The following is a 20,074-nucleotide window of genomic DNA, read 5'->3' on the forward strand; positions in this document are numbered from 1 at the left end:
GGCGGGTCAAGCGGTGCGTTGGGTTTTTTGCGCGTTTAACCGCGCGATCAGCCTGCGACAGCCCGCAAAAGGCGTTTGCGCGCAGGCGGTATGGCCGCAATTTCGAGGCCGGTAAACACATGCAGCGTGCCAAGGTCGGCATCGATGACGGCGTGGTCCGACACCCAACCGCCCATCATCAGATATGTCCGCAAGAGCGGGGGCATATTGGCCAAGCCACGCTTAGGGTCCTGCGTGGACGGGCTGTCAGCAAACCGCACAACCGCCGGTGCTTTGACCCGGGGGTGCCACTGGCTGGGCGCAAGATGGCGCGCGTGCAGCAGGGCGAATGTATCCAGATAAGCCTCGGCCCGCGTGCCCTCAAACGAGGAACAACCGAACAACAGTTTGACCCCGGCTTCGTCCACCAGCCGTGTCATCGCCCCCCACGCGACGCGCAGGATATCGGGGTCTTGGGCATGGGGTGCGATGCAAAAGCGGCCCATCTCAAACATCGGTCCGTCAAAATGTTCCAGCGCGTCCAAAGAATAGAATTGTGCCGCATAGCTTTGGCTGATCATCGCCCCCGAGGACAGGCGCATTACCCGAAAACAGCACACCAAGCCGTCAGTTTGATAATCGTGCACCATGACATGCAGGCATCGCGCATCAAACGCATCCACATCCGGCGCACCGCCCCGAAACGCGGCACTGCGCAGGGCGTGGCATTGCGCCAGCTCTGCGTCGGTGCGCGCCACCCGCGCGCGGTACCGGCCTTTGTCGAGGAGGAAATCTGTCTGAGCCATTGCCTGTTTCTGTCTTGGTTTCGGGTTCGGGGCCACCCGATTGTGAAGCCCCGTTAAAGGTGCGTGCATGTCAAACCCTTGCGCCCGCCCTAGTGACGCCTATTTCTGCACGCAGGGCTAGATGCAATCTGTATCACAGCCATGACAAATGGGTTTTGAGCACAAGGAACATCCCAAGATGGACAAAATTGTCAAATCTGACGAGGAATGGCGCGCGCAGTTGAGTGCAGAGGCGTTCAAGATCACTCGCAAGCACGGGACCGAGCGGGCGGGCACCCATGATGATTTCCCCAAAGAGCCGGGCACCTTTCGGTGCGTGTGTTGCGACGCGCCGCTGTTCGATCAGGCACATAAGTTCGAAAGCGGCACGGGCTGGCCGTCGTTCTTTCAACCACTGGATGCTGATTTAGTGGGGGAAAGCGTTGATAACTCGTGGTTCATGCGCCGCACTGAAGTGCATTGTAACCGCTGTGATGCGCATCTGGGCCACGTATTTCCGGACGGGCCGCAACCCACGGGCCTGCGGTATTGCATCAATGGTGTTGCGATGACGTTCGAGGCTGAGGACTAAGCCAAAAGGCGCGCCCTTTGCGGCGCGCCGATGCTGTGGCTACTGCTGGGCCAGCTGTTCACCCACATCAACGCGGCCAAAGTTGCGCAAGATGTTCTGGATCAGGCCGAATTCACGGATCGACGTTTCGGTGATGCGGCGCGAAAGGGCAACAACCTGACCGTCCTCTAGGCCGAAGCGTTCGATGTTGGCCACGGTGCCATCGTCGGCGAAGGAAATTGCGACAATCTCACGCTCGATCGTTTCGGGGGCGGTGAATGCCCATGTGCGCACCCGGCTGCCCACGTAATACCACGCTTGGTCTTGCAAAACGCCCGAGGATGTGGGGCGACCGACGGTTTCGGATACGCTGTCGCGAGTGTCGATACCGACCAAAACGGCAGACAGATCATCATCAGACGGGGTGTAGCCGTGGTTCTGGAACTGCGCGGTGCAGGCGGAGATGAACACACACAGACAGGCGATTACGATGGCCCGCGTCATGGCGCCCATGGACGGGGAGGGCAGGTTGGACATGCACGGCCTCTTGTTGCTGCTCTTGCCATATCTGGCGGGTCGTTCTACTCGATTACCTTGTCTGACAGGGCGGCGCAACAGGGGAGCGTCGGGCAATGCCCGCACCCCAAGCCCGTGCCTTGGTTGAAGGAGAGCGCGATGAACGATCTGAACAGTGATGGCGACGTGTCGGCAACGGTGCCACACCCCGTACGACTGGCCGACTTGGCCCAGCGAAAGACAACGCGCGTGGTGTTGGAACCCAACGCTGGGCAGTGTGCGGCGATTGCGGACGCGCTGGGGCTGAGCGCGCTGCGCAAACTGCGGTTTGTGGTGGAACTGACACCGCAACGCGGGTCCGATTGGCGGCTGACGGGCAAACTGGGCGCAACGGTCGAGCAACCCTGCCGGGTCAGCTTTGAGCCGGTGATCACGCGGATCGAGGATGAGGTTGCCCGCCACTATGTGTCGAACTGGCAAGACGTCACAGAGGCCGAGGCCGAAATGCCCGATGACGACACGGTTGAGCCGCTGCCCGCCGTCGTGGATGTGGGCGCGGTGATGGAAGAGGCGCTCGCGCTGTTGGTGCCAGCCTATCCGCGCGCGGCTGGGATTGAAGATCTCGACCTTGTCGCGGCCCCCCCCGGTGCGGAGCCGTTGACCGAAGACAAAGTCAAACCCTTTGCGGGCCTTGCAGCCCTTAAGGCGCAGATGGAGCAGGACGGCGCCGCGGATGAGCCCGAGGACAATTAATCTAACGGACGCCTGACGGCGACATCATACCATAAGCCACGCGCCCGAAAGCGCGTGGCCCAAAGCGGCTAGGTAATCTTTGGCTCACCCGCTTGGGTGTGTAGCGCATCCACCTGTTCCGGGGTCAGGCGCAGCGCACCGGCCAGATCGATCAGGTAATTCGCCTCGGCCTGACTATCGAGATCAATGGCGATCAGCGACATCATATAAGCCTGCTGTTCCATCCCTTGGGGCACCTCAGAGGCGAGGCCTTCGATGTCCACGGGGGCGGCCAGTTCGGTGCGGATCAATTCGGCCTCTTCGGGGCTAACGTCACCGACCATTTGGGTGATCTGGGCTTGTTCGGCTTCGTCCAGACGGCCATCACATTTGGCGGCCTGCAACATTGCGCGTAGCATGACGCGGGCGATTTCTTCGTCCGACGGGGCCGGGGGCGTGGGGTCGGCCAAAAGCGCGCCACCGAGCAGGGCGCCCAAACCGCCCGCACCTGCGGTCGCACCGCCTGCACCCAGGACTGTGCCCAGTCCGCCGCCACTCCCACCGATTTGGCCCAGCAGGTTTTGCAATCCGCCGCCCGGGGCCCCTGCGGCTGCGGTGCCGCCGGCCATTTTGCTCAGCATATCGCCCAAACCGCCCATCGCCCCCATAGCGGATTGCCCCGCCTGCGCGCCCTGAGTTTGCATTTTGCCCATCATATCCTGAAGCCCTTGGGCCGCGCCGCCGCCGCCTTGCATGCTTTGGGTCAGCGACGACATCATGTCACCCAATGCGCCCCCACCGCCGGTGCCGCGCATCATGCCAGCGATCCCGCCCGTGCCGCCGCCCTTTGTTGCCGCGCTCACGCCCTTTGCGATGGCCACGCCGATGGCCACTTTGGCCAGTGTCTTTACCAATGACATATGAATCCCCTTATTTAATACGTCGCAAGCCTAGCAGCACATCGCCGTTCCCCCAAGCGTGTTGGGCGCGGTGGCGCATCCGGCTTGCCACCGCCGGACCCATGCATTGCCAAGGCGGCGGTGCGGGCGTAGAGCGAGGCATGGAGCAAACCATCCCCCAACCGCAGGCGCACAGCGTCAGTGAGCATGTCCGCCGCACCCTCGTGCTGGGTCTGCCGTTAATCGGCAGCCACCTTGCTCAGACGGCTGTGGGGATTGTCGATACGATCATGCTGGGCTGGTATAGCATTGCGGCCCTTGCGGCCTCGGTGCTGGGCTCGACCCTGTTTTTCACGGTGTTCATCATCGGATCGGGCTTTTCGGCCGCCGCCTTGCCCAAGGTCGCCGCCGCCCAAGATGACCCGCAGCGCGTGCGCCGGATCACCCGGATGACGCTGTGGCTGGGGCTGGCGTTTTCGGTTCTGACCTATCCGATCTTTTTCTTCGCCGAGCCGCTTTTGCTGATGCTCCGGCAGGACGCAGATGTCGCGGCGGGCGCGCAAGACTATTTACGCATCGCGGGGCTGGGCATGGTGCCTGCGATGATCGTGGCGGGGCTGCGCAGCCACCTTGCGGGGCTAGAGCGGACGGCAGTTGTTTTATGGGCCACGCTTGGGGCCGCGGCGGTGAACGCCTTTCTCAATTGGGTGCTGATTTTCGGCAATCTGGGCGCGCCGGAACTGGGGCTTGTGGGGGCGGCTTATGCGTCGCTCTCGGTGCATGCGGTGATGGCAACCGTGCTGGCGATCTATGCGGTGCGCGGCCCCGCGATGGCGCAGTTTGAGGTGTTTGTGCGGTTTTGGCGGGCCGATTGGCTTGAAGCGCGTGAGATCTTTGCGCTTGGCTGGCCGATTTCCCTGACGCTTCTGGCGGAAAGTGGGCTGTTCATGGCGTCTGGCCTCATCATCGGGACGTTGGGGGCGGTGCCTTTGGCTGCCCACGGCATCGCGCTTCAGATCACGTCGGCGACGTTTATGGTGCACTTGGGGCTATCGGCGGCCGTGACGGTGCGCGCGGGCACGGCCTATGCACGCGGCGACGGGGCGGCCCTGCGCAAGGTGGCGCAGGCGGGCCTGATCTTGGCCACGCTTGTGGTGGCCCTCACGGTTGCCGCGTTCTTTGGGGTGCCGGGGGTGATGGTGCGCGGTTTTGTGGATGCTTCCGACCCGGCATTCCCCGCGATCCTGAGCCTTGGCGTCACTCTTTTGATGGTCGCAGCCTTGTTCCAAGTCGCGGATGCCGCGCAGGTGATGGCGCTGGGGCTGTTGCGCGGGGTCCAAGACACCCGCAGACCGATGGTTTTTGCGGTGATCGGGTATTGGGGCATTGGGGTGCCGTGCAGCTATGTGCTGGGCCTGCCGCTGGGGCTTGGTCCTGCGGGCGTCTGGCTGGGGCTTGCCATTGGGCTAAGCGTGGCGGGCGCACTCATGACCCGCCGCTTCCTGCGCCACCCGTTGATGGTACAGAGCAGCACCTGAGGTATCTGTTGCAAGCAGTGGCAGAGGGCGCGCAAACGGGCCCCCTGTCGTTAGTCATACTGAACACACAGCTATTATGTGCGGTTGCGCCGCATGAGGCCAAGCCCGATCAACCCCACGGCCAACAGCGGTAAGCTGGCAGGAAGTGGGATAACAGCGGCAGGTGGGCCGCCACCGGGGACGCTCGTGAGAGCAACATCCGAAAAACCCGTTACATAGAAATTTGCATTCTGACGATCGATTCCGAAGAAATCGCCACCAGAAAATGCCGCCCCCACAAGCAGACTGCGAACATCCGTCAGATTGGCCGCATGGGTGAAAAACCCATCCGTAGCATCATCGGGGCTGTTGGTTACGTTCTGTCCCGTTAAGGCTGTGCCAAGATCGGATGACAGGTCAATGGCTGACGCACTTGCCGTGAACCAAATCGGCCGGGGTGAATTCGACACGTCATCGACAACGATTGCCCCGATGTCTACGGCGGCAGAAAATTCAAACAAAATGAACTCGCTGACGGCTTGGCCTGTCGCGTCCGTATAGCCGTTCAGCCCAAGGTTGCCGTTAAAACCGTCACGGATACCGAGGCCGGCCGAGGAAATGCGCAGGCCATTTGCGCGTCCACCCGGGCAGAGTGCGGGGTTCAGATTGGTACAGGCGGTCACGTCTGTTGCCGCCTGTGGGCCGATCAGGCTTTGGGCGCCGCTGACAGTGTCGACGCCTGCGGTAAAGCCGCTGGCACGGACCGTCACGCCGCCAACATCTCGGCTAATCGCAGATGCCCCTAAAGTGAAATCACCAGACGTGAGCCCGGCCCAGTCGACATCAAATGTGGCGGCGTTGGAGGCCAGAGGCACCAGCCCGCACGAAATAGCTGCGGCCGTAATCAGACCGCGCATTGAAAACTTCATTGATAAGTCTCCTCAAAGATATGTCATCAAAACGTAGCAAACGCTGATGATTGTATCTTATTCGGAGCCAAATTTTAACGCTTGCGTGCAGCCTACCGCAGAGCGGCGCAAAATTGCTGGATCCGCGTGCACGCCTCTCGCAGGGTGTCGTCTGCGGTGGCATAGCTGACCCGAAAGTTCGGAGAGACCCCGAACGCGGCACCAAAGACGACCGCCACGCCGGTTTCCTCCAACAGGGCCGTGGCGAAGGTCTCATCAGTGTCTATGACCGTGCCCTTTGGGGTGGTTTTGCCGATGCAGCCGGCAATAGATGGGTACACATAGAACGCGCCGTCCGGCACGGGGCAGGTCAGCCCCTCGGCCTTGTTGAGCATCTCAACCACCAGATCGCGGCGGCGCACGAAGGCCGCGTTGTTCTCTGCGATAAAGTCATGCGGGCCGTTCAACGCTTCAACGGCGGCCCATTGGCTGATTGAGCAGGGGTTGGAGGTGCTTTGCGACTGCACCTTGCGCATGGCCGCGATCAATTCAACCGGGCCTGCGGCGTAGCCGATGCGCCAGCCGGTCATGCAATAGGCCTTGGACACACCGTTGGTTGTCAGGGTGCGGGGGTAGAGGCCGGGCTCGACCTCTGCCGGGGTGCAAAAGGTGAAATCGTCATAGACGAGATGCTCATACATATCATCGGTCATCACCCAAACATGGGGGTGGCGCATCAGAACATCCGTCAGGCCCTTTAGCTCGGACCGGGTGTAGCCCGCGCCCGTGGGGTTGGAGGGGGAGTTAAAGATCAGCCATTTGGTTTTGGGCGTGATCGCGGCCTCTAGCGCCTCCGGCGTAAGCTTAAAGCCCACGTCGATGCCGCATTCCACGGCCACCGGCGTGCCACCTGCCAAAAGCACCATATCAGGATAGCTCACCCAATAGGGGGCAGGGATCACGACCTCATCCCCGGGGTTCAGCGTGGCCATCAGCGCGTTGTACAGAACCTGCTTGCCGCCCGAAGACACGGTGACTTGGGCGGGCGTGTAATCCAGCCCATTGTCGCGTTTGAACTTGGCGCAGATGGCGGATTTCAGCTCCGCGATGCCGTCTACGGCGGTGTAGCGGGTTTTGCCCGTCTCAATCGCGCTAATCCCAGCCGCTCGGATGTGGGCGGGGGTGTCAAAATCCGGCTCGCCCGCGCCAAGGCCGATCACATCAGCACCCGCGGCCCGCATCTCGGCGGCTTTGTTGCTGACGGCGATGGTGGGCGAAGGTTTTACGCGGGATAGTGTCGCAGAGAGAAAGGACATGGTCGCCTCGAAGTGTACGATAGGGTTAAGACTGTCCTACATTAGGGCCGAGCAGGGTCAAGACCGGGATCAAGGAGACGCCCATGGAAGATGGAGCAGAAACGAACTGGTACTCAGAGGCCAACGCGACCTTTGGCGACAGGCTCGCCGCCGCGCGCGATGCCGCTGGCATGAATCAAGCCGAATTGGCCAAGCGTTTGGGGGTCAAGGTCAAGACCCTCCGTGGTTGGGAAAATGACCTTGCGGAGCCGCGCGCAAACCGCCTGCAAATGCTTGCGGGGCTGTTGAACGTATCGATCGTGTGGTTGCTGACCGGCGAAGGTGACGGGGTCGATGCCCCGGTGGAAGCTGCGGACCCTAATTCCGACAGCCGCAATTTGCTGTTGGAAATCCGCCAACTACGCACAGAGGCCTCTAGCTTGGCGGATCGTTTGGGTCATGTCGAAAAACGTCTGCGGGTCCTTTTGACGACCCCAAAGGTCGACCAATGAGCGCGCCGTTGACAGAGCCGAACGCCGGCCCCGAAAGCCGCGAAGTCCGCTTGAAGCGTATGCGTATCCGGGCCTGGCGGCGCGGCATCAAAGAGATGGATTTGGTGCTGGGCGGCTACGCAAATGACGAACTTGCGGGCATGAGTGACGCGGAATTGGACTTGTTTGAGGCCGTCATGGGCGAGAATGACCACGACATCCTGCAATGGGTGACGCGGCAGGTTGAGCCACCTGCGCGCTACGCAGATCTGATCGCGGATCTGGGGCGCAGGGCTGCACAGGCCCAATAAATCAACCGGTTATGACTGGTTTCTATCGGCGCGTTTTGCGTGCCGATAGGATGCGTGCTAGGCGAATGTGCGCAAGTTTCAAGCAACTAGAGATGTATTCTCGACGATTTCTTATCGCCTTTAACCGAATGTTGAGAAATCCGCACGTATGTTGGGCCAAAGCAGATGTGCGGAGCCTTATTATGAGTAAACTTGAAGCCTTTACCGGTGTTCCTTCCTTTCAAAAGGATGCCGACGACGCCCCCGGTGCCATTTGGACGGGGTATCTAGAATCCCTCGCCCTTGTCGAACGCCTTCATCGCCTTCTTTTGGATGTGATCAAGGATGAGTTTGAGCGCCTCGGCATCCTAGAGATCAACGCTGTCCAAGGGCTTCTTTTGTTCAACATCGGCGATAATGAAGTCACCGCAGGTGAACTGAAATCGCGGGGCTATTACCAAGGCTCGAATGTCTCCTATAATCTCAAGAAGCTGGTCGAGTATGACTTCATGCACCACCAAAGGTGCGAAATTGATCGCCGCTCGGTTCGGGTCCGCTTAACGGACAAGGGGCGCAAGGTGCGCGATGTCGTCCAAGACTTGTTCCTGCGCCACGCCATCGGGGTGGAAGAGGCCACGGGCATCAACGCCGACAAGGTTTTCGACATTAACATGACGCTCAAACGGATTGAGCGGTATTGGTCAGACCAAATTCGCTACATTTATTAAGGCGACCATTCGGTTCCCTCAGATCAAAATGGCTGGACATGCGGGTGCGCTGTCCGGCCTTTTTTTATGGATATGGCAATGCTTGAGCCCTCCGCAGGGGGACAAGTGGCGAATCCCCTTGCACCCCGGACGCACCCTTCCTAGAAAGCGCTGGATTTACACCCGCCGCCGCCGCGGGCCTTTTGGCTATGGCATCGGCGCAGACTTACACGCATCAAGACGTTCAATGGGACGTTCAGCTCAAGGGGAACCCCACATGCAGGTCACCGAAACCCTCAACGAAGGCCTCAAGCGCGCCTATTCCATCACCGTGCCGGCTGCCGATCTCGACACCAAGGTGAACGAAAAGCTCGTTGAAGCTCAGCCTGAAATCGAGATGAAGGGCTTCCGCAAGGGCAAAGTCCCGATGGCGCTTTTGAAAAAGCAGTTTGGCCAGCGTCTCTTGGGCGAAGCCATGCAAGAAACCATCGATGGCGCAATGTCCAAGCACTTCGAAGAGTCCGGCGACCGCCCTGCGATGCAGCCCGAAGTCAAAATGACCAACGAAGACTGGAAAGAAGGCGACGACGTTGAAGTCTCGCTTTCCTATGAAGCTCTGCCCACGATCCCCGAGGTCGACTTCTCACCCGTTTCGATCGAGAAACTGGTCGTGAAGCCTGCGGATGCCGACATCCAAGACGCGCTCGACAACCTTGCGAAGTCCGCACAGAACTTTGACGCCAAAGACGGTAAATCCGAAGATGGCGATCAGGTTGTGATCGATTTCCTCGGCAAAGTTGACGGCGAAGCGTTCGAAGGCGGTGCCGCTGAGGATTACCCCCTCGTGCTCGGCTCCAACTCCTTCATCCCCGGCTTCGAAGAGCAGCTGGTCGGTGCCGCAGCCGGTGACGCTGTTGAAGTGAACGTCAAGTTCCCCGATGAGTACGGCGCAGAGCATCTCGCTGGCAAAGACGCCGTGTTTGAGTGCACCGTCAAAGAAGTCAAAGCACCCGCAACCGCTGAGCTGAACGATGAGCTGGCACAGCAATTCGGTGCCGAAAGCCTCGATGCGCTCAAAGAGCAAATCGTGGATCGTCTCGGCCAAGAATACGCTGGCGCCGCACGTGCGGTTCTCAAGCGTGGCCTGCTGGATCAACTTGACGATCTTGTCAGCTTCGAACTGCCCCCCATGTTGGTCAGCGCCGAAGCCGGTCAGATCGCACACCAGTTGTGGCACGAGGAAAACCCTGAGGTTCAAGGCCACGATCACCCCGAGATCGAGCCAACCGAAGAGCACACCAAACTCGCTGAGCGCCGCGTTCGTCTGGGTCTCCTGCTCGCTGAACTGGGTCAAAAGAACGAAATCGAAGTCTCCGACTCCGAGATGACCCAAGCGATCATGAACCAAGCACGCCAGTACCCCGGTCAAGAGCGTGAATTCTTTGAGTTCATTCAGAAAAATGCCCAAGCGCAGCAGCAGCTGCGTGCGCCATTGTTCGAAGATAAAGTCGTCGATTACATCCTCGAGCTGGCCACAGTGACTGAAAAAGAAGTCACAAAAGATGAGCTGCAAGCAGCGGTTGAAGCTCTCGAAGACGAGTAAGCTTACAATCAAAGTATCGTGTAAAAGCCGTCCCTTGGGGCGGCTTTTTCATTTGGATCAAGCCGCCGAACCAAGCCATAGCTGATAGAGCAGTCCGCTTGCCAACGATCCGGACAAGGCCAAAACGATATACAGGGCAAACACCCGTGGTCGCACCAATGCGTAGACCGCGATCGCCGCGGGTAGGGAGGTCACGCCCCCCGCCACCAAAAACGTTAATCCCGCGCCCGGCACCATGCCTTGCTCCATCAACCCTGACACCAGCGGCAATGCGGCGTAGCCGTTTAGGTACGCGGGCACGCCCACGAACGTTGCGGTCACAATCGGTGCCAAGCCCGATCCGCCCAACGCGCCCGATATCCATGCCGCTGGAACATAGGCTAGCATCAGGCTTTCCAACAAGAACGCCAAGGCTAGCCATTTGACCAAAAAGACCGTGGTCCCCCAAGCCTCTCGCCCAAAGGTGCTGCGTCTGGCTGGGTCTGTCCAAAATTTCCACGCGACAGGCTTTGGCGCGGTGAGGGACGCCGCACCACAGCAGCCTCCGCGCGCCTGCGGTTTCAAAACGTCCCGAAAGTGGCCCGAGGCCGTTAATGCATGGGTCACCGCGCCACCAAACAGCCCAAGCCCCACGGCTGTCAAAGTCTTTGCCACCGCGAACTCAAATCCCAACAGTCCCGTCGTCAAGATAAACATCGACGGATCAATCACGGGGGACGCCAACCAAAACGCCATCACCGGGGCCAGCGGAACACCCATCGCCAGTAGTGCGGCGATCAAGGGGATGACACCGCAGGAGCAAAATGGCGAAAGCCCGCCCAAGGCCGCTGCAGCAACGATCATCACAACCGGCGCCCCAGTGAACGCCTTGGCGATCAGGCCATCGGCGCCCGTCGCAGATGCGTAGGCTGCCATTAGGATGGACAGCACCAGAAACGGCGCCGTTGAGAGAAGGGCGTCGATTGTAAACCAAGTGCTTTCAACGGCTTGGGGTGGTTCCAATGCAACAATCAGGCCCAGGATGCCCACGATCGCCAGTCCAACGCGATGCTCTGACCAGATATGTGAGGCGAACCCTAGAGGCCCTTTGGCAGTAAAAATGTTTGGCTGAAACATCACAATATATCCAGTTTTATAGTTATTTGAGCAGCAAAAAAATTACCCCTTGGCCAATGCCGCAGGCAGCCCGCGACAGCATTCAGAGGTTAGAAAGGCCAATGTTGCATCCATTTTCGCAAAATCTGGGCGGCTCAAAATCTCCCGACCTCGGCGTTCCTGTATCACCAGCCCGGCTTGAACCAGCGTGCGCAAGTGATGCGCGAGGGTAGAGGGCGGCAAATCAACAAAAGCCGCGATGTCGCCCACCGTGAGCCCATCATGGCCCGCCTGCACCAGCAGTCGAAACACGCTCAGGCGTGCGGTGTGGCCAAGGGCGGCGAGGGCGGTTGCCGTGGTGTCGAGTGTGTCAGACATAGGGCCATCATAACCATAAAACTAGTTATGTAAACCGCACGCGCCAATCATCACCCCGAAACGAAAAAGAGCCGCTCGGTGAGGAGCGGCTCTTTGAGAGTGTAAGCTTTAGGCGGTTAAGATGCCTTATGCCTCGTCGCTTGCGTCCGACTCGGGCGTGGTGACAATGTTGTCAGCCATATCGTCGTCGTCTGCGGCGGCGGAACCCAGATCGTCAAACAGCTCAGCGATTTCGAACTCTGCTGCAGCTTCTTCTTCTGCGGCCAGTTCTTGGATCGATTTGCCCGACGCTTGCAGTTCAGCTTCTTCGGTGCTGCGTGCAACGTTCATGACGATTTCGCACGACACTTCGGGGTGCAGAACCACTGTCATTGGGTGCAGGCCGAGGTCTTTGACCGGGCGTTGCAGAACAACTTGGTTACGACCAACGGTGAAGCCAGCTTCAGTCGCGGCCTCTGCTGCGTCACGTGTGGTGACCGAACCGTACAAAGCGCCGGAGTCAGAAGCGGAGCGAATCACGATGAACTGCTGTCCACCCAGACTCTCAGCCATAGCTGCGGCTTCTTTTTTGGTTTCGAGGTTCTGCGCTTCGAGCTGGGCTTTGCGCGCCTCAAAGCCAGCGATGTTGGCTTCGGTTGCGTTTTGCGCCTTGCCCTGGGGCAGAAGGTAGTTGCGGGCGTAGCCGGGTTTGACGTCAACAACGTCGCCCATTTGACCGAGCTTGGCCACGCGTTCCAGAAGGATCACTTGCATGTCTGTCTCCTTACTTCACAGCGTAGGGCAGCAGCGCGAGGAAGCGAGCGCGTTTGATGGCACGGGCCAGCTCACGTTGCTTCTTAGCGGAGACTGCGGTGATGCGAGCCGGTACGATTTTGCCACGCTCAGAGATGTAGCGTTGCAGAAGGCGGGTGTCTTTGTAGTCAATCGCGGGCGCGTTGTCGCCGGAAAACGGGCAGACCTTGCGACGGCGGAAAAATGGTTTTGCAGCCATGGTTTAGGTCTCCTTAGTTGCGGCGTTCACGGCGTTCGCCGCGGTCGCGTTCGTCACGTTTTTGCATCTGCACGGAAGGAAGCTCTTTGTGCTCATCCACTTTGATGGTGAGAACGCGCATCACGTCGTCGTGCAGGCGCATCAGGCGTTCCATCTCCTGCACGGCGGGAGCCGGTGCATCGGAGCGCAGGAAGGCATAGTGACCCTTGCGGTTTTTGTTGATCTTGTAGGCCATCGTTTTGACGCCCCAGTACTCGAAATCGACGAGTGCGCCGCCGTTATCGGCCAGTACTGTTCCGAAGTGTTCAATCAGCCCTTCGGCTTGCGCGTTGGACAGATCCTGCCGCGCGATCATCACGTGCTCGTAGAGCGCCATGGTGTCTCCAGTCATGTTACGCGTGTTTCAAAGACCGAACATTATCCCGCCGCTCGGTCACGAGAGGCCACGCAGGTCAATATGGTGGCGGGATGGGGCCGTATAGGATGCGAGGACCTGCAAGGCAAGGGCGCAATTGCGCGTGGCACATGTGCTTGATCACGACAATTTGCACAATCGCACAGGGTCTGTGGGGTTAAGGTAAATTGCCAATTGGCTGAGAAAGCCGATGTTAGGGTTAATGAACGATCACACATCCAGAGCAAGGACCTGACATGAAACGTACGCTTTTGACCACCGCCGCCCTGATGGCTTTCGCAGCCCCCACCTTTGCCGCTGAAACCTATACATTGGACAGCTCGCACAGTCAGATCATCTTTAGCTACGATCACTTGGGCTTTTCCACGACCTACGGCATGTTCTCCGGCTTTGCTGGCGAAATCCAGTTTGACGCCGAAAACCCCGCCGCATCCTCGGTGTCGGTGTCGATGCCCGTGATGTCGATGTTCACCGGTTGGGAACAGCGCGATGCACACTTCATGTCGGCTGATTTCTTTGAGGCCTCTGCCGACGAAATGGTGTCCTTCACCTCGACTGGGATCGAAGTCACCGGCGACAACACTGCTCTAATCACTGGTGATCTGACGCTGAATGGTGTGACGCAATCCGTCGTGCTGGACGCCAAGATGAACAAAGCCGACATGCACCCGATGGCGCAAAAGCCTTGGTTGGGTTTTGACGCGACGACGACCCTGATCCGCTCCGACTACGGCGTGGGCAACTTTGCGCCGTTCGTAGGCGATGAAGTGAACGTCATCATCTCGATCGAGGCTCAAGCCGAGGGCTAAGCCCCGTGGGCCAGATGGCCCTAGGTTGAAACGAAAAATGGCGGGTCCCGTGCGTGGGGCCCGCCATTTTTGTGTGTATATAGTAGTGGTGATCAGTCGGCGTTGGTCCGACGGCGCGCAGCCCCCAACAGGCCCAGACCGGACAGCAGCAGCAACGCGCTGGCGGGCAGGGGCACAACTGCGGTTTGCCCCGACACAAGGTCCTGCGAAGTTGTAGAGGCAAAGAAGCTGAGCGAGGCTGTGCCCGCGTCCGTGCCGAGGTTGTCGAGCAACCCTTGCGCCGCCGTCACAACAGTCGCGTTGTCCGAGGCCATGAAGTTCCCCGAATTAAGCGCGTAAACCGTGTCGGTTTCGTAGACGATTTCCCAGATCGCGACCTGAAACGCGGCAGCGGTGATAGCGTCCGTTTGTGCCGTGTCGCGCCCAAGGGTGAACAGCCGGTTCAGGTCGGCTTGTTCGGCGTCGCTGACCTGAGTGGGGCGGCCCGGCGTGTAGGCGGCCGTTTTGATCGTATCGAAGAGGTCAATGCACCACGCGATAAAGCTGTTGGTGCCGTCGGACATGTTGAACCCGCCAGCGGACAGGTTGTTGAACGACTGGCCTTCGGCGCTGGCGACGACGTCGACCTTTTGGGCCGGTGAAATGTTGAGGCCATTGTACGTGAGGGTCGAGGCGAATGCGCCCGAACCTAGCGCCCCCAACATGACGGCGGATGCAATAAGGCCGCCCATAAGTGTTGATTTTGTGCTCATGATTTTAGTCCTAATAAATGGTGCCTGACGGCGTCGCTCGGTAAAGAAATGACTGGTTAACGAAATGCACTTTGAGGCTAGCAGCAAAAGGTTAACGCGAGCGAGGAAAAAATGGCGGCTTTGGGGCAATTCCGCGGCGGGCGAGGGCGCGGAATTGTCTAAGTATTTGATTATAAGCTAGATAATTGTGAAAATCCGGCGGCCGCTTACTGTTTGCCATTAAGCAATGTTCGCGCATTTTCCGGCGGATTGTCTTTAGTTTGCGGTGGGTGTTGCGGTGTCGCGGCTGGCCGTCAGCGATATGGCGACGTCCACGGCAAAGCCGACTGAACTCTCATCGGGATAGGCGCTTTCGCCCATGCCAAAGCTGAGACGGCTGAGTTGTGTGCGCGCTTCAACGTTCGCGATCCCGTCCTGTAGCGCCAACGTGAAGGGCAGTGTTGCGGGCACTGTGATGCCTCGGATCGTGACGGTGCCATCGGCCAGATACGCGCCATCTGTCACCGTGATCGGGGCCGAAAACGTCGCCGTGGCAAAGTCGCTTGCGTTGAAGAACTCAGCCCCAAGGGCTTGGGTCGTCACACTGCCCAAGCTGAGCGAAGGCACCGAGATCGTGACGTCCACTTGGCCCGCCACGCCGTCGGTGACGGTCTCATCAAAGGTGATAGCGGCGGTCCAATCAGCGAATTGGCCGGTCACGGGCGCGCCCAATTGCGTGACGGTAATCGCGAGCGTACCGTCGGTCACCTGCCAGTCGGAGGCGACGGCCTCGAGCTGTGGGGTGGCGGGGCCTTCTTGGTGGCCAAACATGCCCAAACCCGCCCCGACCAATAGCGCCAGACCATAGGCCGCGAAGGCCGCAATCGCGGGGCTTGCGGTGGTCGTGTGGTCGTAGTTCGGGACCTTGGGGTTGGTGCCGGGCAACATACGGGCCAGCGTCGCGTCACGGTCGATCCACGCGTGTTTTAGGGCGCCCGCAATGTGCAGCCCGAGCGAGATGATCAGAACCCGTTCAAAGATGATGTGCAGGCTGGCGAATGTGTGCGCGAGGTCCACGTCCTTTGGCACGAACGGCAGGTTTTGCCCGAACGGCCACCAAATCGGGGCGAAGCCCTCGGTTGCCGCGTGGTGGATCCAGCCCGTCAAAGGCACCACCACGAGCGAGGCATAGAGCGCCCAGTGCACCGTTTCGGCGGCAAAGGTCTCAAGCTTGCGGTCGGGGTGCAGGGGGCCGGGTTTGGCTTGGGTCAGGGCCCACGCAATCCGGGCGAGGGCCACGAAAAACAGGGTCAAGCCGACGGTTTTGTGGATGGAGAACAGTGTTGCCTTGATCGCCAGCGCATCGGACGTGTCAAACGACCACCGTTGCGCCACGATCCCCAGCGGAATGACCGTGAGGATCAGAAGGACGGTGAGCCAGTGAAAGGTCTTGGTCACGCTTCCATAGTGTTGGCGGGTGTTTGCGGCGGGCATGGGGGTCTCCGGGTTGAGGTGGCTCTACATTACCGCACTTGAGCAAAAGGAGTAACTGCGCCAGCGCACAGACCCTGTGTGATGGGCCGCGCATGGTGCGCACGCGAGCGGGGGTGTTGTGGGGCGCGCAGCGAAACGCTAGGGAGTGGCAACGCGCTGTCAAAGGCGCAAAACGGGCAAGACCGCAGAGGAGACCCCTATGAGCAGAGCTTTCGTTTTTCCCGGGCAGGGCGCGCAGACCATCGGAATGGGGCGTGATTTGTCCGAGGCCTATCCAGCGGCGCGGGCCGTGTTTGATGAGGTGGATGAGGCGCTGGGTGAAAAGCTGTCTGACCTGATCTGGGAAGGTGACATTGCTGAGCTGACATTGACGCGCAATGCGCAGCCCGCGCTCATGGCGACCTCGCTGGCGGCGCTGCGCGCGCTTGAGGCTGAGGGGGTCGTTTTGGCGGATCACGCGGCCTATGTCGCGGGGCATTCACTGGGTGAATATAGTGCGTTGACGGCTGCGGGCGCGTTGAGTGTGGCGGATGCCGCCCGGCTGTTGCGCCTACGCGGTAGCGCGATGCAAGAGGCCGTGCCCGTGGGCGTCGGTGCCATGGCAGCCCTTTTGGGGATGGATTTTGAGACCGCCTCCGGGATCGCCGCTGAGGCCGCTGAGGGCGAAGTGTGTCAGGCCGCAAACGACAATGACCCCTCACAGGTGGTGATTTCGGGCCATACAGCGGCGGTTGAACGCGCGGTCGAGCTGGCCAAGGCGCGTGGTGCCAAGCGCGCCATGTTGCTGCCCGTGTCAGCGCCGTTTCATTGTGCCCTGATGGGACCCGCCGCAGAGGCGATGGCCGAGGCGCTGTCGCAAGTTGAGTTCAACGACCCGGCGGTGCCTTTGGTGGCGAACGTGACCGCAAATGGCGTGAGCGATGCGACCACAATCCGGGGATTGTTGGTCGATCAGGTGACGGGTGCAGTCCGCTGGCGCGAAGGCGTGATGTGGATGGCCGCACAGGGCGTGACCGAAGTGTGGGAGATTGGCGCGGGCAAAGCACTATCGGGGATGATCAAGCGGATCGACCGCAGTGTCGCAACCCACGCTGTGGGCACCGCCGATCAGGCGCGCACCGTCGCACAAGGATAAGGCTGGCGCCGTCGGTACGCCCCCGAGGGGCGGCCTGTGCGTATTGAGCGGATAAAGGAGACAAAGATGTTTGATCTAACTGGTAAATGCGCCCTCGTGACGGGGGCTTCGGGTGGCATTGGCGCGGAAATCGCGCGCACGCTGCATGGCGCGGGGGCTACGGTGGCTCTGTCGGGCACGCGTGAGGCGCCGCTTGAGGCATTGGCGGCTGAATTGGGTGAGCGCGCGCATGTCACGCCGTGCAACCTGAGCGATCTGTCGGCCGTGGATGCGTTGCCCAAGGCTGCTGCTGCGGCGATGGGGTCTGTGGATATCCTTGTGAATAACGCGGGGATTACGCGGGATAACTTGTTCATGCGGATGTCTGACGACGAATGGCAGTCGGTGATTGACGTGAACCTGACGGCGGCGTTCAAGCTGTCGAAAGGTGTGATGCGCGGCATGATGAAGGCGCGTTGGGGCCGGATCGTGAATATTTCCTCGATCGTGGGGGCCACGGGCAACCCGGGTCAGGGCAACTATGCGGCCTCAAAGGCGGGCCTGATCGGGATGTCGAAGTCGCTGGCCTATGAGGTCGCTTCACGCGGGATCACGGTGAACGCGGTCGCCCCCGGCTTTATCGCCACGGCGATGACCGACAAACTGACCGATGAGCAAAAAGACAAGATCAACGTGCAAATCCCCGCCGGTCGTATGGGCACGCCCCAAGAGATCGCGGCGGCTGCGCTGTATCTGGCCAGCCCCGAGGCCGGCTATGTCACGGGTGCGACGCTGCACGTGAACGGCGGCATGGCGATGCTGTGATCTAAGGCGCGCTGCGATGGCGTCCGTGCCCGGCAAGATCCCCGGGCGCGGAATCGTTTGCGTTGAGTAAACGATGTGCTATAGGCGGCGCACAATTGCGGGGAGGGGACCCTTTCGCCGCTTTCGGGCGTATTGGCCAAAGAGCCGCGTACCGGGCCTGTGCATGGGGCTCAACACATGTAAAACGGGCAGGCGCCCCCATAAGTGAGGAAAAGATATGAGCGACATCGCTGATCGCGTGCGTAAAATTGTGGTGGAACACCTGGGTGTTGAAGAAGACAAGGTCGTAGAAAACGCCTCCTTCATCGACGATCTGGGCGCTGACAGCCTCGACACCGTAGAGCTGGTAATGGCATTTGAAGAAGAATTCGGCATCGAGATCCCTGACGATGCAGCTGAGTCGATCCAAAGCTTCGGCGATGCCGTCGCTTTCGTGACCAAAGCCAGCTAAGCGATTTCGCCTTATTTGGCGGTGAACGGCGCTCCGATTGGGGCGCCGTTTTTGTTTGTGCGGTTGGGATGAGTATTTGGGGAACAAAGGAGCGGGCGGTGTCTATGGGCTGCTTTGTGCGGATGGCCGCAGTTGGTGCCCTTGAGGGTGCGCGCGGAGCGGTGTAGGTAGGCGCTCAAACGACCTATGAGGGGGCAGACATGCGGCGAGTTGTTGTGACCGGCTTGGGGATGGTAACCCCATTGGCGTGCGGTGTCGAAGAGACCTGGGCGCGGATCCTTGCGGGGAAATCTGGCGCGGGCACCATTGAGCGGTTTGACGCCAGCCACTTGGCCACGACCTATGCGTGCGAAATTCCCCTTGGTGACGGCTCGGATGGGACGTTTAATCCTGATGATTGGATGGCTCCGAAAGAGCGGCGCAAGGTTGACGATTTTATTCTGTATGGAATGGCTGCGGCGACGCAGGCTGTGACCGATAGTGGCTATGTTCCTGCAGATGAGGAAGCCAAATGCCGGACCGGTGTGATGATCGGATCGGGCATCGGTGGTTTGTCCTCCATCGCGGAGACGGCTGTCTTGCTCAAAGAGCGTGGGCCGCGCCGGGTTTCGCCGTTTTTCATTCCGTCTGCGTTGATCAATCTGGTGTCCGGTCAGGTGTCGATCAAGTTTGGCTTTAAGGGGCCGAACCATGCAGTTGTGACGGCCTGTTCGACGGGCGCCCATGCGATTGGTGATGCGGCGCGGTTGATCGCGTTGGATGATGCTGACGTGATGGTTGTGGGTGGGGCGGAGAGCCCGATCTCGGAAATCGGGATCGCGGGTTTCAACGCCTGCAAAGCGCTGTCGACAAAGCGGGGCGATGACCCGCAGGCAGCATCACGCCCCTATGATGCGGACCGGGATGGGTTTGTAATGGGCGAAGGCGCTGGTGTTGTCGTGTTGGAAGAATACGAGCACGCCAAGGCGCGTGGTGCGAAGATTTACGCCGAAGTGTTGGGCTATGGCCTGTCGGGGGATGCCTATCACATCACCGCGCCGTCAGAGGACGGTGAGGGCGGCGAGCGGTCCATGGCGGCGGCGATCAAACGTGCGGGCCTGACGCCTGCCGATATCGATTACATCAACGCCCATGGTACTTCGACCATGGCGGATACGATCGAATTGGGCGCGGTTGAGCGGCTGATGGGATCGGCGGCAGAGAAAGCGACGATGTCGTCGACGAAATCCGCTGTGGGCCATTTGTTGGGTGCTGCGGGTGCGGTTGAGGCGATTTTCTCGATCCTTGCGATCCGTGATCAGGTGGCGCCACCCACGCTGAACCTTGAAAACCCGGCTGTGAATCCCAAACTGAGCCTTGCGCCCATGGAGGCCGAGCCGCGGGAAATCAGCGTGGCTTTGTCGAACTCCTTTGGTTTTGGCGGGACCAACGCCAGCCTCGTTTTGGGCAAAGTATAACGCCAACGCCAGCGGGGCCTG

Annotated in this window: 24 protein-coding genes; 12 read left to right on the forward strand and 12 right to left on the reverse strand. The window is 60.0% G+C overall.

Annotation, left to right across the window (positions count from 1 at the left end):
• Positions 1-47: 47 nt before the first annotated feature.
• Positions 48-785: a GNAT family N-acetyltransferase gene (locus tag PM04_RS00320; protein ID WP_038002546.1), complete on the reverse strand. Its 738-nt coding sequence runs from the start codon at positions 783-785 to the stop codon at positions 48-50.
• 178 nt (positions 786-963) lie between these two features.
• Between PM04_RS00320 and msrB the strand changes: the two genes are divergently transcribed.
• A complete protein-coding gene (msrB, locus tag PM04_RS00325; protein ID WP_038002548.1) occupies positions 964-1,356 on the forward strand; it encodes a peptide-methionine (R)-S-oxide reductase MsrB in 393 nt (130 codons plus the stop codon).
• Between the two features lie 39 nt (positions 1,357-1,395).
• Here the strand turns inward: msrB and PM04_RS00330 are convergent, their stop codons facing one another.
• Entirely contained in the window at positions 1,396-1,872 is a 477-nt protein-coding gene (locus tag PM04_RS00330) for an outer membrane protein assembly factor BamE (RefSeq protein WP_038002549.1), read from the reverse strand.
• A gap of 138 nt (positions 1,873-2,010) precedes the next feature.
• Here PM04_RS00330 and PM04_RS00335 point away from each other — a divergent pair, with 138 nt between their 5' ends.
• Positions 2,011-2,604 carry a DUF177 domain-containing protein gene (locus tag PM04_RS00335; RefSeq protein WP_052068276.1) on the forward strand — a complete coding sequence of 198 codons (594 nt, stop codon included), beginning with the start codon at positions 2,011-2,013 and terminating at the stop codon, positions 2,602-2,604.
• A gap of 68 nt (positions 2,605-2,672) precedes the next feature.
• On the opposite strand, the gene PM04_RS00340 is transcribed toward PM04_RS00335, so the two are convergent.
• Positions 2,673-3,503 carry a DUF533 domain-containing protein gene (locus PM04_RS00340; RefSeq protein WP_038002551.1) on the reverse strand — a complete coding sequence of 277 codons (831 nt, stop codon included), beginning with the start codon at positions 3,501-3,503 and terminating at the stop codon, positions 2,673-2,675.
• 140 nt (positions 3,504-3,643) lie between these two features.
• On the opposite strand from PM04_RS00340, the gene PM04_RS00345 reads away from it, so the two are divergent.
• A complete protein-coding gene (locus PM04_RS00345) occupies positions 3,644-5,020 on the forward strand; it encodes an MATE family efflux transporter (RefSeq protein ID WP_038002553.1) in 1,377 nt (458 codons plus the stop codon).
• Positions 5,021-5,094: 74 nt separating this feature from the next.
• On the opposite strand, the gene PM04_RS00350 is transcribed toward PM04_RS00345, so the two are convergent.
• On the reverse strand, positions 5,095-5,928 hold the full coding sequence (locus PM04_RS00350) for a VPLPA-CTERM sorting domain-containing protein (RefSeq protein ID WP_038002554.1): 834 nt from the start codon (positions 5,926-5,928) through the stop codon (positions 5,095-5,097).
• A gap of 92 nt (positions 5,929-6,020) precedes the next feature.
• Positions 6,021-7,223: a pyridoxal phosphate-dependent aminotransferase gene (locus PM04_RS00355; protein ID WP_038002555.1), complete on the reverse strand. Its 1,203-nt coding sequence runs from the start codon at positions 7,221-7,223 to the stop codon at positions 6,021-6,023.
• A gap of 83 nt (positions 7,224-7,306) precedes the next feature.
• Here PM04_RS00355 and PM04_RS00360 point away from each other — a divergent pair, with 83 nt between their 5' ends.
• The 4 genes from PM04_RS00360 (at position 7,307) to tig (ending at position 10,293) form a co-directional block, all read left to right on the forward strand.
• Positions 7,307-7,714, forward strand: a complete 408-nt coding sequence (locus PM04_RS00360) for a helix-turn-helix domain-containing protein (RefSeq protein WP_038002557.1) — start codon at positions 7,307-7,309, stop codon at positions 7,712-7,714.
• Entirely contained in the window at positions 7,711-8,004 is a 294-nt protein-coding gene (locus tag PM04_RS00365) for a succinate dehydrogenase assembly factor 2 (protein ID WP_052068275.1), read from the forward strand. Before PM04_RS00360 ends, PM04_RS00365 begins: the two co-directional genes overlap by 4 nt.
• Positions 8,005-8,186: 182 nt before the next feature.
• The gene (locus tag PM04_RS00370; protein ID WP_081945958.1) at positions 8,187-8,711 is read left to right on the forward strand and encodes a MarR family winged helix-turn-helix transcriptional regulator; all 525 of its coding nucleotides are present in this window, start codon (positions 8,187-8,189) and stop codon (positions 8,709-8,711) included.
• Between the two features lie 256 nt (positions 8,712-8,967).
• Complete coding sequence (tig, locus tag PM04_RS00375; RefSeq protein WP_038002558.1) at positions 8,968-10,293, forward strand: trigger factor; 1,326 nt, start codon at positions 8,968-8,970, stop codon at positions 10,291-10,293.
• Positions 10,294-10,350: 57 nt separating this feature from the next.
• On the opposite strand, the gene PM04_RS00380 is transcribed toward tig, so the two are convergent.
• The 5 genes from PM04_RS00380 to rpsF all read right to left on the reverse strand — a co-directional run bounded on the left by PM04_RS00380 (position 10,351) and on the right by rpsF (position 13,133).
• Positions 10,351-11,409 carry a permease gene (locus tag PM04_RS00380; protein WP_038002560.1) on the reverse strand — a complete coding sequence of 353 codons (1,059 nt, stop codon included), beginning with the start codon at positions 11,407-11,409 and terminating at the stop codon, positions 10,351-10,353.
• A gap of 42 nt (positions 11,410-11,451) precedes the next feature.
• Positions 11,452-11,766: a helix-turn-helix transcriptional regulator gene (locus PM04_RS00385; RefSeq protein WP_038002563.1), complete on the reverse strand. Its 315-nt coding sequence runs from the start codon at positions 11,764-11,766 to the stop codon at positions 11,452-11,454.
• A gap of 126 nt (positions 11,767-11,892) precedes the next feature.
• Positions 11,893-12,519, reverse strand: a complete 627-nt coding sequence (gene rplI, locus PM04_RS00390; RefSeq protein WP_038002564.1) for a 50S ribosomal protein L9 — start codon at positions 12,517-12,519, stop codon at positions 11,893-11,895.
• A gap of 10 nt (positions 12,520-12,529) precedes the next feature.
• A complete protein-coding gene (gene rpsR, locus PM04_RS00395) occupies positions 12,530-12,757 on the reverse strand; it encodes a 30S ribosomal protein S18 (RefSeq protein WP_038002566.1) in 228 nt (75 codons plus the stop codon).
• A 13-nt stretch (positions 12,758-12,770) separates the two neighbouring features.
• Complete coding sequence (rpsF, locus tag PM04_RS00400; protein WP_038002567.1) at positions 12,771-13,133, reverse strand: 30S ribosomal protein S6; 363 nt, start codon at positions 13,131-13,133, stop codon at positions 12,771-12,773.
• 275 nt (positions 13,134-13,408) lie between these two features.
• Between rpsF and PM04_RS00405 the strand changes: the two genes are divergently transcribed.
• Positions 13,409-13,981 carry a YceI family protein gene (locus tag PM04_RS00405; protein WP_038002570.1) on the forward strand — a complete coding sequence of 191 codons (573 nt, stop codon included), beginning with the start codon at positions 13,409-13,411 and terminating at the stop codon, positions 13,979-13,981.
• Positions 13,982-14,073: 92 nt separating this feature from the next.
• On the opposite strand, the gene PM04_RS00410 is transcribed toward PM04_RS00405, so the two are convergent.
• Together PM04_RS00410 and PM04_RS00415 are read right to left on the reverse strand one after the other, a co-directional pair.
• Positions 14,074-14,733 carry a VPLPA-CTERM sorting domain-containing protein gene (locus PM04_RS00410; RefSeq protein ID WP_038002572.1) on the reverse strand — a complete coding sequence of 220 codons (660 nt, stop codon included), beginning with the start codon at positions 14,731-14,733 and terminating at the stop codon, positions 14,074-14,076.
• Between the two features lie 255 nt (positions 14,734-14,988).
• Complete coding sequence (locus PM04_RS00415; RefSeq protein ID WP_038002573.1) at positions 14,989-16,206, reverse strand: cytochrome b/b6 domain-containing protein; 1,218 nt, start codon at positions 16,204-16,206, stop codon at positions 14,989-14,991.
• Between the two features lie 199 nt (positions 16,207-16,405).
• On the opposite strand from PM04_RS00415, the gene fabD reads away from it, so the two are divergent.
• From fabD to fabF, 4 genes are all read left to right on the forward strand, one after another.
• Entirely contained in the window at positions 16,406-17,341 is a 936-nt protein-coding gene (fabD, locus tag PM04_RS00420; protein WP_038002575.1) for an ACP S-malonyltransferase, read from the forward strand.
• Positions 17,342-17,407: 66 nt separating this feature from the next.
• Complete coding sequence (fabG, locus tag PM04_RS00425; protein ID WP_038002577.1) at positions 17,408-18,145, forward strand: 3-oxoacyl-ACP reductase FabG; 738 nt, start codon at positions 17,408-17,410, stop codon at positions 18,143-18,145.
• Positions 18,146-18,362: 217 nt separating this feature from the next.
• Positions 18,363-18,596 carry an acyl carrier protein gene (locus PM04_RS00430; RefSeq protein WP_038002579.1) on the forward strand — a complete coding sequence of 78 codons (234 nt, stop codon included), beginning with the start codon at positions 18,363-18,365 and terminating at the stop codon, positions 18,594-18,596.
• A 200-nt stretch (positions 18,597-18,796) separates the two neighbouring features.
• Positions 18,797-20,053 carry a beta-ketoacyl-ACP synthase II gene (gene fabF / locus PM04_RS00435; protein ID WP_038002581.1) on the forward strand — a complete coding sequence of 419 codons (1,257 nt, stop codon included), beginning with the start codon at positions 18,797-18,799 and terminating at the stop codon, positions 20,051-20,053.
• The last annotated feature ends 21 nt before the right edge of the window (positions 20,054-20,074 follow it).

Origin of the sequence: Thalassobacter sp. 16PALIMAR09, assembly GCF_000765485.1 — a bacterium.
In the GTDB taxonomy this organism is placed as follows: Bacteria; Pseudomonadota; Alphaproteobacteria; order Rhodobacterales; family Rhodobacteraceae; genus Thalassobacter; species Thalassobacter stenotrophicus.